The 11,355-nt window shown below is 61.7% G+C and carries 12 protein-coding genes; 1 reads left to right on the top strand and 11 read right to left on the bottom strand.

Going from position 1 to position 11,355, the window contains the following annotated elements; translation table 11 throughout:
• The 10 genes from IHN22_RS10870 to abc-f form a co-directional block, all read right to left on the bottom strand.
• The coding region (locus IHN22_RS10870) for an aminopeptidase (RefSeq protein WP_191435315.1) at positions 1 to 1,278 on the bottom strand (1,278 nt) is incomplete at its 3' end.
• A gap of 26 nt (positions 1,279 to 1,304) precedes the next feature.
• Positions 1,305 to 1,898 carry a dephospho-CoA kinase gene (gene coaE, locus IHN22_RS10865; RefSeq protein WP_191435313.1) on the bottom strand — a complete coding sequence of 198 codons (594 nt, stop codon included), beginning with the start codon at positions 1,896 to 1,898 and terminating at the stop codon, positions 1,305 to 1,307.
• Between the two features lie 351 nt (positions 1,899 to 2,249).
• On the bottom strand, positions 2,250 to 2,978 hold the full coding sequence (locus IHN22_RS10860) for an anti-sigma-I factor RsgI family protein (RefSeq protein ID WP_191435312.1): 729 nt from the start codon (positions 2,976 to 2,978) through the stop codon (positions 2,250 to 2,252).
• Positions 2,971 to 3,453 carry an RNA polymerase sigma factor gene (locus tag IHN22_RS10855; RefSeq protein ID WP_191435311.1) on the bottom strand — a complete coding sequence of 161 codons (483 nt, stop codon included), beginning with the start codon at positions 3,451 to 3,453 and terminating at the stop codon, positions 2,971 to 2,973. The genes IHN22_RS10860 and IHN22_RS10855 overlap by 8 nt, the downstream gene beginning before the upstream one ends.
• A 38-nt stretch (positions 3,454 to 3,491) precedes the next feature.
• On the bottom strand, positions 3,492 to 3,770 hold the full coding sequence (locus IHN22_RS10850) for a hypothetical protein (protein ID WP_191435310.1): 279 nt from the start codon (positions 3,768 to 3,770) through the stop codon (positions 3,492 to 3,494).
• A gap of 106 nt (positions 3,771 to 3,876) precedes the next feature.
• Positions 3,877 to 4,902, bottom strand: a complete 1,026-nt coding sequence (locus IHN22_RS10845) for an L-threonylcarbamoyladenylate synthase (protein ID WP_087271519.1) — start codon at positions 4,900 to 4,902, stop codon at positions 3,877 to 3,879.
• A 147-nt stretch (positions 4,903 to 5,049) separates the two neighbouring features.
• Positions 5,050 to 5,307 carry a hypothetical protein gene (locus tag IHN22_RS10840; protein WP_087187077.1) on the bottom strand — a complete coding sequence of 86 codons (258 nt, stop codon included), beginning with the start codon at positions 5,305 to 5,307 and terminating at the stop codon, positions 5,050 to 5,052.
• A gap of 40 nt (positions 5,308 to 5,347) precedes the next feature.
• The gene (prfA, locus tag IHN22_RS10835) at positions 5,348 to 6,412 is read right to left on the bottom strand and encodes a peptide chain release factor 1 (RefSeq protein WP_191435309.1); all 1,065 of its coding nucleotides are present in this window, start codon (positions 6,410 to 6,412) and stop codon (positions 5,348 to 5,350) included.
• 12 nt (positions 6,413 to 6,424) lie between these two features.
• Positions 6,425 to 7,057 (bottom strand): YdcF family protein, encoded by a 633-nt coding sequence (locus tag IHN22_RS10830; RefSeq protein ID WP_191435308.1) that lies wholly within the window; start codon positions 7,055 to 7,057, stop codon positions 6,425 to 6,427.
• A complete protein-coding gene (abc-f, locus tag IHN22_RS10825; RefSeq protein WP_191435307.1) occupies positions 7,054 to 8,955 on the bottom strand; it encodes a ribosomal protection-like ABC-F family protein in 1,902 nt (633 codons plus the stop codon). The genes IHN22_RS10830 and abc-f overlap by 4 nt, the downstream gene beginning before the upstream one ends.
• 88 nt (positions 8,956 to 9,043) lie before the next feature.
• Here abc-f and mtnA point away from each other — a divergent pair, with 88 nt between their 5' ends.
• Positions 9,044 to 10,033 (top strand): S-methyl-5-thioribose-1-phosphate isomerase, encoded by a 990-nt coding sequence (mtnA, locus tag IHN22_RS10820; protein ID WP_191435306.1) that lies wholly within the window; start codon positions 9,044 to 9,046, stop codon positions 10,031 to 10,033.
• A 54-nt stretch (positions 10,034 to 10,087) separates the two neighbouring features.
• Here the strand turns inward: mtnA and murF are convergent.
• The coding region (murF, locus tag IHN22_RS10815; protein ID WP_191435305.1) for a UDP-N-acetylmuramoyl-tripeptide--D-alanyl-D-alanine ligase at positions 10,088 to 11,355 on the bottom strand (1,268 nt) is incomplete at its 5' end.

Raw genomic sequence — 11,355 nt, 5'->3', positions numbered from 1 at the left:
CATATAGCAGGCCACGGTGCCGCCGCCGCCAGCGTCCACCTTGCCCAGCTCGGCCATCTGCCACACCACACCGTTCTGATCCAGCACACGGCGGGTGTAGGCTACCAGCTCGGCGGAGGCGTCGGAGGCGCCGGACTTGCCCCGGGCGCCGGTGTACTTGCACAGGCCCATGCCGTAGTTGACCCGGGCGCTGTTGCGCTTCTCGTACACATCGGCAAAGTTGGGGTCAAAGGCGGCGGTCACGTCGGCGGACAGGCAGAAGGACTTCTCATAGCAGGCCTTCAGGGTCACCCGCTGGGCGTCGCACAGGTCGCTCATAAAGGTATCGAAGGCGGCGGAACGCATACCGGACACGCCCTCGGAGCCGATCTCCTCCTTATCGGCCAGCATACACACGGCAGTGCGGGCGGGGGTGCCCAGGGTAAACAGGGCAGCCAGGGCGGCGAAGCCGCACACCCGGTCGTCGTGGCCGTAGGCGCCGATGAGGGAGCGGTCAAAACCGATATCCATGGCCTGGAAGGCGGGCACGGCGGACAGCTCGGCAGAGATGAATTCCTCCTCGGTAATACCGTACTTCTGGTTGAGCAGGTCCAGAACAGCCAGCTTCACCCGGTCAGAGCCCTCGTCGTCCTTAAAGGGACGGCTGCCGATGAGCAGGTTCAGGCTCTCGCCGGGGATGGCCTCACCCAGGGGCTTCTTGGACTGCTCGGACCCCAGGTGGGGCAGCAGATCGTCGATGGTGAAGCGGGGCTCGTCCGCGCCGGCGCCGATGGCCACCTTCACGGTGGAGCCGTCCTTCAGGGCGATGACGCCGTGAAGCTCCAGGGGAATGGTCACCCACTGATACTTGCGGATGCCGCCGTAGTAGTGGGTCTTGAAGAAGGCCAGCTCGGAATCCTCGTAGAGGGGGTTGGGCTTCAGGTCCAGCCGGGGGGAGTCGATGTGGGCGGCGCCGATGTTGACGCCCTCGCTGAGGGGCTTGGTACCGATAACGGCCAGCATGATGGCCTTGCCCCGGTTCACCCGATACAGCTTGTCGCCGGGATTGAGGGCCATACCACGGACAAAGGGCTTGAAGCCGTGATACTCGGCCAGGCGGACGGTCTCGTCCACGCACTCCCGCTCGGTCTTGCCGGCGTCCAGGAACTTCTTGTAATCCTCACAATATGCGTTCAGATCCGCCTCTTCCGCGGGATTCAGACGGTCATAGCCATTCTTGGGCTGATAGAGCAGGGCTTCCCGCCGCAGCTCACCGGCGGTCTTTTGTTTCTCTTCCATGTGAGAGTCCTCCTTTATGATAAACGTTATGGGATCAGCATCTGAAACAGAGCCAGGGCCTTTTGGGCAAATTCCTCCGCCGTGCCCTGATTCTCCAGGATATAGGTGCAGTGGGTACGGAAAAAATCATCCCCCTGCTGGGCATCCACCCGCTTGCAGGCGTAGTCCTCCGGGATACCCTCCCGGGCCATGATGCGGCGGATACGGATCTCCCTGGGAGCCAGAATGCCCACCACCGCGTCGCAGGTCTCCCCTACGCCGCTTTCGATGAGGGCGATGGCATCGATGGCTACCGCCGGCCGTCCGTCCGTCTCTGCCTGGGCGGCCTGCCGGTCGATCTCTTCGATAATAAATCGATGGGTAATGGCATTTAGATCTGCCAAAGCTGTGGGATCGGCAAAGACCACACTGCCCAGGGCCTTCCGGTCCACCTGTCCCGTCTCATCCAGGATGGCAGAACCAAAACGGGCCGTCAGGGCGTCCCCCATGGGAGCGCTGTGGGCCAGCAGGTCATGATACACCTGATCGGCGTCAATGATATGGGCCCCCAGTTCGGTCAATACGTTGAGGGCGGTGGTCTTACCCGCTCCGGTGGGGCCGGTGATGCCGATGCGTTTCATGTCCTTCGCCTCCAGCAGTTAGTATACCATGACAGCAAGCGGCTTCACCGCTTGCCCGCCGGATATCCGGCGAAAGCCGGCTCTGCCGGCTTAGTCATGGTGTAACAAGCGCAATCTGCCCTTTGCTGCGCAAAGAGCAGGTGCATGAAATGCACAGCCGCATATCTGCGGCTTTTGCGCTTATTATACCACACTGCACAAGGGGTGTGTGAGCGATTTGTAAATTGTGGCGGCTTCTCCACATCCGCAGCCTAATTAGTATACCACAAGTTCCGCCCCTTTGGAAAACGATTTTTTCCAAAGCCGAAAAATCGGGACGGCGAAGCTTTATTCGCCGTCCCGATTTTATCGCTATTCATGCTCGGACCAGCCGTGGTGATGGCCGTGGCCGTTCCCCGTCGGGGCACTCTCTACAACGTTTCCCTGCTCCAGCGATCCAATCCAGTCCCGGATCTGCCGCATGGTCAGCCCCGCCACATCCTCCGCCGTCACAGTGGGGTCCAGGGCCTGAAGTTCCAGAAACGCCTGGTACTTGCCCAGGGACAGCCCGGCGTGGTGGGCCTGCTCCAGCGCTTCCGCATCCCCATGATGGCACTGGACATTCTCCTGCCCGGCGGTACAGTCCTCCGCCCCCGCCAGCAGCCGGCTGCACTGGACCTCGTCCTCCCCCGCCACGGTGATGGACAACAGCTCACCTGCCGCCAGCCGGTCGGCAATGCTCTCACTGGCTACCAGCTGTTCCAGGGCCTCCTGGTAGTCCATCAATCTCAGGTCCAGGCTATCGGCCAGCTCCTGACCGTCCTCATTCCAGGCGCGAACGGTCACCACCTTGTCAAACCGGTTGATCCCCAGTTCCAGGGATGGATTGATGTCGATGCTGAGATAGGTGGTTGGTGTAAAGTAGTAACGGTATCCACCCAGCCCCACCAACAGCAGCACAAGGCAGACTGCCACCGCGGCCAGGTAGCCCACAGGCCGGTGGCGGCGGCTCCGCGCCCGGTCCAGGGCGGCCCGGGTATTTTCCTTCATGGCTTCTCCGGCGTAAAGCTGCCCAAAGGCCTCCCGGATCTGCTCATCCATGGTCCTCACCTCCCAGCACTTCCTTCAGATGGGCCCTGGCCCGAGCCAGGTTGGTGTAGATGGTGTTCACATTTTTTCCCAGCAGGCGGCTCAGCTCAGGCGCAGTATATCCCTCATAGTAGTGGAGGTACACCACCTCCCGCTCCTTCCTGGGCAGCTCCAGCACGGCCCGGAGCACCTCCCGCCCCTGGTCAGTCAATTGGTCGGCCTGGCCGGTCAGCTCCTCCAGGGGCACCGTACGGCTGCGAAAAAAGCTGCGGAGCAGATCCTTGCAGGCGTTGAGGGTGACCCGGATGAACCAGGCCTTCTCATGCGCCCTGCTCTCAAAGGGCTTGTCGTGGAGCAGGTATTTCAGAAACACCGTCTGAAAGATGTCCTGGGTATCCGCCTCGTTCTTCAGCTGGATCATGCACAGCCGCCGCACAGTATCCCCATACCGCTCTATGGCCGCATTGGTCTCCTCTTCACTTCGCATGGAACACCCTCACTTCCTCCCCGGCTCAGCCAGATCAGTTACCAGCCGTGATGGCCCCGGCCCTGCCCATGGCAACCGGTGCCGTAGTTGTCGCAAACGCCGTCGCCGTTAGTATCGGTATACCAGCAGCTGCTCCCGTGGTAGTCACACACGCCATCGCCGTCGGTATCTACAAACCGGCAATAGTTCCCCCGGTTGTCACAGATCCCGTCGCCGTTGGCGTCCACGTAATTTCGCCCCCCGGCGGCAAAGGCGCCGGTCACTCCCACCGTCAGCACCAGAGCGGCAATGGCGGTACCCATTAGGATTTTCTTCATGTGAATTCCTCCTTACTTTATTTGGTTTCACCCTGAATACGAACCAAAGGACGGAATCCTTTCAACACTTTGAAAAAAGATGGCCGTGAAAACACGGCCATCTTCGTTAATCGGGCTGATCGGCCCGGATGATATGGAATCCGGCCGCCTTGTTGAGCCGGTTGGCTACTGCCAGACCGATGCCGGTGGCGTCGGGGCACTGGGCCCAGATGTGTGTCACGTCGGTGCCGTCAAACCAACGCAGGGCGTCAAACACCCGTCTGGCCTGCTCGGGCACGTCGGTGCTGGGGCCCAGCTGCTCCAGGGGGTGGCCCTCAAACAGATGGGTATACTCGTCAAAGCAGATCACCCCGTCGCCGGGGGCCATATGGGTCTGGATGTATCGGGCCGCCGTCTCAGGCGCGCCCTGAACCACCGTCACCGGCGCTTTGGGTGCGTAGTGGCGGTACTTCATGCCGGGAGCCTTAGGCTGCTCCCCGGCACCCATGAGCCGAGTCACTGCCGGGTCCACCGCCACCTCGCCCAGTACACTCTTCAGCTGCTCCAGGGTGATGCCGCCGGGACGCAGCAGCCTGGGCGGTTGCTCGGTCAGGTCAATGATGGTGGACTCCACCCCCACGGAGCAGGGGCCGCCGTCCACAATGCCGTCGATCTTGCCGTCCATATCCTCCAGCATATCCGCCATATTGGTGGGGCTGGGCCGGCCGGAAGTGTTGCCCGACGGAGCAGCTACCGGCACATCCGCGGCAGCGATGATAGCCCGGCACACCGGATGGGCCGGGCAGCGCATCCCCACTGTGTCCAGTCCGGCGGTAACAGCGGCAGGCACAATGGGCTTGTGCTTGAGGATCATGGTCATAGGACCGGGCCAGAATTTGTCGGCCAGGGCATAGGCCGCCTCCGGGATGTCCTCGCAGTAGCGCTCCAGCCAGTCGGCGGTGGGGATATGAAGAATCAGCGGGTTGTCCTGGGGACGGCCCTTGGCCGCAAAAATGTGACCTACCGCCTCGCTGTTCAGCCCGTTGGCCCCCAGGCCGTACACCGTCTCAGTGGGGATCCCCAGCAGACCTCCCCGGCGGAGGATGTCCGCCGCCTCCCCGATCTGCTTATCATTCAAACGCAGGGTATGCATCCTTCCTCACCGCTTTCTCAAAACCGATGACGGCGGCGGCGACGGCGGTCCCTCTGTACCACCGTCAGGATACCTGCCGCCAGCAGGGCGGCGCCGGACAGGATGTGCAGGATGCCAATGGCCTTTTTCATACCCAAGTCTCCTTTGTTATTCGTAGATGCCCACCGGCGTGCCCGCCAGTTCAATGGTGGTATCGGGGGCGAATTTGGCCTTTTGCAGATAGCCCTTCACGGTGAGAATGCCGTATTTGGGGTTGACCTTCTCATCCTCCAGCTCCAGCTCCAGATAGTCGGCGCCCGAGCCGGTGAGCCAGCCGTCGTCCTCCAGCAGGTTCGCCAGATCGTCCCGTACCAGATCCAGGGTCAGCCCCTCCGGCAGGGTATTGAAATGAATGATCAGTTCCATGGTCAGTGCTCCTTTTCTGGGATTCCGGGATGCCTCCCGTTTATTCCTCCTGGCTGTGTTTGAGCCGCTCGGCCTGGTCAGCGGTAACCAGTCCATCGATGATCTCGTCCAGGTCGCCGTTCATCACGTTCTCCAGCTTATACAGGGTCAGGCCAATGCGGTGATCGGTGAGCCGTCCCTGAGGGAAATTATAGGTACGGATGCGCTCGTTCCGCATTCCGGTGCCCACCTGGCTGCGGCGCTCCGCCGTCAGGGACTCCTCCTGCTCCCGTACCTTCTCCTCATACAGCCGGGAGCGCAGGATCTGCATGGCCTTGTCCCGGTTCTGGAACTGGCTGCGCTCCTGCTGGCACTCCACCACCGTGCCGGTGGGCTTGTGGATGAGCCGCACAGCGGAGGAGGTCTTGTTGACGTGCTGTCCGCCCGCGCCGGAGGAGCGGAACACCTGCATCTCAATGTCGGCGGGATTGAGCTCAAAGTCCACCTCGTCCACCTCGGGCAGCACCGCCACTGTGGCAGTGGAGGTATGGATGCGCCCGCCCGACTCGGTCTCGGGCACCCGCTGGACCCGGTGTACTCCGCTTTCAAATTTCAGGCGGGAGTAGGCCCCGTCTCCCTCAATGGTAAAGCAGATTTCCTTGACGCCGCCCAGCTCGGTTTCATTCACCGAGTCTACCTCCACCTTCCAGCGGCGGGCGTCGGCGTACATGGAGTACATCCGGAACAGGGAGTGGGCAAACAGGGCCGCTTCCTCCCCTCCTACTCCGGCCCGGATCTCCACGATGACGTTTTTGTTGTCGTTGGGGTCCCGGGGCAGCAGCAGGATGCGGATCTCGTCCTCCAGCCGGGCAATATCCTCCTTGGCCTGCTGATACTCCTCCTTGGCCATCTCCCCCAGCTCCGGGTCGGACAACAGAGCCTCGGCGTCGGCCAGGTCCTGTTGGCGGCGGGTATAGGCCCGCCAGGCAGTGACCACCGGCTCCAGCTCCCGCTGCTCCTTATTGAGCTTGGCCACCAGGGCCGGGTCATTATAGGTCTCACCCGCCCCCAGCTGGGCCTCGATACTGGCAAAACGCAGGTCCAGGGCGCTTAGTTTTTGCTGCATATCCAAATCATATCACCTGTCAAAGAAATAGGACTTGACCAGAGCCAACGGCTCCCGGATGTACATCTTCAGCCGGGATGGAATGTGGGAACTGGGGGCCGCCAGGGTGGACAGGGTGTAATCGCCCTCCCATGCCCTGTCCCACAGCATCCTCACCCGGGTCAGGTGGAAGCCGTTGGACACCACCAGCATCTGGCTGGTATCAATCCCCTCCCGCTCCAGCAGCGCCTGGGTAAAGCGGATGTTTTCCCAGGTGTTGTGGGATTGGTCTTCCAGCAGGATCTGGTCTGAGTCCACCCCGTGGTCGGTCAGATAATCGTACATACACTGGGCCTCGCTCTGGTGCTCGTCGGGACCCTGTCCGCCAGAGGCCACGATGGTCAGGTCCGGGTGGTCCTCCAGGTAGTCCAGAGCTTTGTCCAGCCGGTCCTGGAGCAGGATGGACGGCCCCCAGGACTCCACCTTGCAGCCCAGGATCACCATCACCTTGGGCTCACCGGTAATGCTGTCGTGGGCGCCGGAGAGCACCACCCCCAGCAACACCATGAAGCCCAGCGCCAGCACCAGGATCACCGCCAGCAGAGCCAGCAGCCACATAGGTTTTCTGCGTCCCTCATAGGGATGGTAGTACTGCTTCTTTCTCATCCCTTGGCCTCTTCCAGTTCCGCCGCCAGAGTCTCCCACCTGGTGTACAGGGTGGCAATCTCGTCCTCCAGGGCTTTCTGTTCCTCATAGACCTTCTGGAGCTCCAGGTAGTTGGAGGCCACCTCCTCGGCTTTCAGGGACAGCTCGTACTGCCTCTCCTCCGCCTTGGCCACCGCCCGCTCCGCCGCGGCCACCTGCTTCTCCAGCTCCTTGGTGCCGCCGGGGCGCTTGGGCTTCTCCTTTTTAGGCTTCTCCGGCTCCGCCTTCACCGGTGCGGCGGCCTGATTTTTGGCCCGCTCCCGGGCGGCCCGGAACTCCTCAAAGGTGCCCCGGAAGTCGGTGATATGTCCATCCTCCAGCATCCAGATCCGGGTGGCGAACTGCTTAATGAAGTAGCGGTCATGGGATACGAAGAGCAGGTTGCCCTCGTAGTCGGCCACCGCCTCCTCAATCCACTCCCGGCTGGCGATGTCCAGATGGTTGGTGGGCTCGTCCAAGATAAGCAGGTTGATCTGCTCATCCATCAGCATACACAGCCGCAGGCGGCTCTGTTCGCCGCCGGACAGGGCGGACACCGGCTTAAACACATCCTCCCCACGGAAGTTGAAGGCGGCCAGCCGGTTGCGGGCGGTTTGCGTGGAACAGTCCTGATCGTAAATCATGGTGTCCACCAGGTTGCGCTCCGGGTGGGAGAAATGGATGATCTGGGGCAGGTAACCCACCTTTACAGTTGGCCCCATCTTTAGCTTTCCGGAGTCGGGCTCCTCCTCCTTCAGCAAAATCTTCAGCAGGGTGGATTTGCCGGTGCCGTTATCTCCCAGCAGGGCGATGCGCTCGCCGCCCACCACCTCCAGATTGACGTGGTCAAAAAGGGTGCGCCCGTCAAAGGACTTTTTCAGTTCCTTGATGGTCAAAACTTCGTCGCCCCGGAACTCCCGCTCCCCGAACTTCATATCCAGGCGGCGCTCCTTGGTGGGCTTGTCGGTGGTACGCAGGCGCTCAATCCGCTTCTCCATGGACTGGGCCCGCTTAAAGATCTTGTCGTTGCCCGAGTAGGCCCAGATCCGCAGCTGCTGGGCGGCCTTCTCCAGCTGCTCAATCTTGGCCTGCTCCTTCTCGTACCGCTTCAGCTGCTCCTGATAGCGGTGCTCTTTCTCCACCACATAGAAGGAGTAGTTGCCTTCGTAGAACTCCGCCTTGCCGTCCTGGATCTCAATGACCCGCTTGACCACCCGGTCCAGAAACCAGCGGTCATGGGAGATGGCAAGGACAGTACCTTTATACTTGTCCAGATATTCCTCCAGCCACTCCGTAGCCCGCAGGTCCAGATGGTTGGTGGGCTCGTCCAGCAGCAGGATATCGGTGTCCTCCAGAATGAGCCGGGCCAGATTGACCCGGGTCTTTTCGCCGCCGGACAGAGAGGAAAAGAGCTGGCCTCTCATATCCTGGGAAATTTCCAGGCCGTTGCACACCTTGTTCAGGGGGGTAATGGTATCGTAACCGCCCCCCGCCTCAAAGGCGGCAGTGAGGGCATCGTACCGCCGCAGCAGAGCCGGGTCGCTGTCCCGGCCCATGCGCTCAGTCAGTTCCGCCATCTCCCGCTCCATGGCCCGGATCCGCCCGAAGGCGGTCTGGAGCACGTCCTCCACCGTGTACTCCGGCGGATAGACGGGGATCTGGGAGATAAGCCCCACCCCCTTGCCGGGGGCGATGTGGACCTCACCGTCGTCCCAGTCCAGCTCGCCGGTAAGGATCTTGAACAAAGTGGTCTTGCCGGCGCCGTTTTTGCCCAGCAAACCCACCCGTTCCCCCTGGTCGATCTGGAAGGTGAGGCCGTCCAATATTTTTTTGCCTACCTCGAACTCTTTGGACAGGTTCGAGACGGAGATATCGATCATTGCTTGCCTCCAAATGGTGTGTGTGATACAATCGGTTGGAAGAAAACGCCCCGGTCCGCCGGGGCCGCATCACAAGGAGGAGTTCTCTATGGACGCGATCCGTTGGGAAGGAAATACCCTTTACTTACTTGACCAGACAAAGCTTCCGGTGGAGGAGACCTGGCTCCCCTACACCGATTACCGGCCGGTGGCCAATGCCATCCGCACCATGGTGGTGCGGGGTGCTCCCGCCATTGGCGTCACCGCCGCCTACGCCTATTGCCTGGCCGCTTTGGCCGGGGATAACCTGGCCGAGGCCAAGGCCGTCCTGGCCGCCAGCCGTCCCACGGCGGTCAATCTGTTCTGGGCTCTGGACCGGATGGCCCGTAAAGCCGAAGCCTGCGGCGGCGAGCCGGAAACCCTGATTGCGGAAGCCATTGCCATCCATCAGGAAGATGTGGCTATGTGTAAGGCCATGGGCCTTTACGGCGCTTCTGTGGTGCCTGATCACGCCCACATCCTCACTCACTGCAACGCCGGAGCCCTGGCCACCGGCGGCTACGGTACCGCTCTTGGAGTCATCCGGGCCGCCCACGAGCAGGGTAAAGTGGATATGGTTTACGCAGATGAGACCCGTCCCCTGCTCCAGGGCGCCCGGCTCACCGCCTACGAGCTGGTCACCGACCACATTCCCGCCACCCTCATTGCCGACAATATGGCTGCCAGCCTGATGGCCAAGGGCAAGATCGACATGGTGGTGGTGGGCTGCGACCGGATGGCGGCCAACGGAGACTTCGCCAACAAGATTGGCACCTACTCGGTGGCGGTGAACGCCCATCATCACGGGGTTCCCTTCTATGTGGCCCTCCCCTGCTCCACCATCGACCTGACGATCCCGGATGGCGACCGCATCCCCATTGAGGAGCGGGACAAGAACGAGGTGCGTACCCTGTACGGAGTCCAGACCGCGCCGGCCACGGTGGAGGTTTACAACCCCGCCTTTGACGTGACCCCACACAGCCTGGTCACCGGCATCATCACCGAGAAGGGCGTCATCTATCCGCCCTTCAAGGAGAATCTGCAGAAGCTGTTTGGATAACACAGATAGCATCAGGACCTTCCCCCCGGTAGGGGGAAGGTCTTTTTTTCGCCATTACGCCTCTTTGGTGATGGTCAGCAGGTACTCCACCAGCTCCTCCAGGGCCATGCCCCGGGAGGCCTTTACCAGGATGGTGGCGTGGGGGCGCACCACGCTGTCCAGTACCGGCTTGGCCTCTGCCTTGTCGGCGCAGTGCCAGCACACCGGCACACCTGCCGCCTTGGCGGCGTCATAGATGTGCTGGGACAACTCACCCACCGCCACAAGACAGTGGATGCCCGCCTTGGCCAGGTACTCGCCGATGCCGGCATGGAGGGCGGGAGCCAGGGGGCCCAACTCAAACATATCGCCCAGCACCGCAACCTTGTACTCTCCCTTGGCGTTGGAGAGCACCTCCACCGCCGCCCGCATGGACTGGGGATTGGCGTTGTAGGTGTCGTTGAGGATGGTGATATCATCCCCACGGGTGAGGATGTTCATCCGCATCTTGGTGGGGGCGAAGTGGAGCACCCCGTCGGCGATCTCTTGATCCGTCAAGCCAAACTGCTTGCCTACTGCTGCCGCCATCAGGGTCGGATAGATCATGTGGTCCCCCAGGGCGGGGATCTCCACCGGGAACTGTCCGTCAGGTGTTTCCACCTTACAGGTAATCCGACTTCTGCCGTCACTGGACAGGTCCACCGCCCGGTAGTCCAGCCCCTGGGCGGAGCCCACCCGGATAAAGGGGTGGTCCAGCTTGCCGGGCAGGGTGTTCAGCAGCGGGTCGTCGCCGTTAATGACGGCAGGCGCGCCCGGCTTGGCGTGGTGGAAGATCTCGCTCTTGGCCTCCAGAATCTTCTCCCGGGAGCCGAAATGCTCAATGTGGGAGTCGCCGATGTTGGTCATGAGGATCATGTCGGGCTCCACAATGGCGGAGAGATAGTCGATCTCCCCGGCGTGGTTCATGCCCAGCTCCAGTACGGCGATCTGGTGCTCCGGCTTGAGCCGCAGCAGGGTCATGGGCACCCCGATGTCGTTGTTCAGGTTGCCCTCGGTCTTGAGGACGTTGTACTTCTCCCCCAGCACCGCCGCCACCATGTCCTTGGTGGTGGTCTTGCCTACCGAGCCGGTGATGGCTACCACAGGGATGGCAAATTTCTGCTTGTAATACTTGGCCAGATCCCGGAGGGCCCGGTGGGTGGACTTCACCTTAATATAGAACTTGCCGGGCAGATAGCTGTCCCGCTCCCGCTGGGTGAAGCACCCGGCAGCGCCTCCCTCCAGGGCAGCGTTGATGTAGGCATGACCGTCAAAGCGCTCTCCCACCAGGGGGATGAACAGAG

The organism is Flavonifractor sp. An112, assembly GCF_904377885.1.
Taxonomy (GTDB): Bacteria; Bacillota; Clostridia; order Oscillospirales; family Oscillospiraceae; genus Flavonifractor; species Flavonifractor avicola.
This window is presented reverse-complemented; position numbering and strand designations above follow the sequence as displayed.

Bases quoted from the DNA above. Each gene is read 5' to 3' on its own strand.
- coaE (WP_191435313.1), bottom strand. From the start codon at position 1,898: ATGAAACGCATCGGCATCACCGGCCCCACCGGAGCGGGTAAGACCACC.
- IHN22_RS10860 (WP_191435312.1), bottom strand. From the start codon at position 2,978: ATGGATGAGCAGATCCGGGAGGCCTTTGGGCAGCTTTACGCCGGAGAA.
- IHN22_RS10855 (WP_191435311.1), bottom strand. From the start codon at position 3,453: ATGCGAAGTGAAGAGGAGACCAATGCGGCCATAGAGCGGTATGGGGAT.
- IHN22_RS10850 (WP_191435310.1), bottom strand. From the start codon at position 3,770: ATGAAGAAAATCCTAATGGGTACCGCCATTGCCGCTCTGGTGCTGACG.
- IHN22_RS10845 (WP_087271519.1), bottom strand. From the start codon at position 4,902: ATGCATACCCTGCGTTTGAATGATAAGCAGATCGGGGAGGCGGCGGAC.
- IHN22_RS10840 (WP_087187077.1), bottom strand. From the start codon at position 5,307: ATGGAACTGATCATTCATTTCAATACCCTGCCGGAGGGGCTGACCCTG.
- prfA (WP_191435309.1), bottom strand. From the start codon at position 6,412: ATGCAGCAAAAACTAAGCGCCCTGGACCTGCGTTTTGCCAGTATCGAG.
- IHN22_RS10830 (WP_191435308.1), bottom strand. From the start codon at position 7,057: ATGAGAAAGAAGCAGTACTACCATCCCTATGAGGGACGCAGAAAACCT.
- abc-f (WP_191435307.1), bottom strand. From the start codon at position 8,955: ATGATCGATATCTCCGTCTCGAACCTGTCCAAAGAGTTCGAGGTAGGC.
- mtnA (WP_191435306.1), top strand. From the start codon at position 9,044: ATGGACGCGATCCGTTGGGAAGGAAATACCCTTTACTTACTTGACCAG.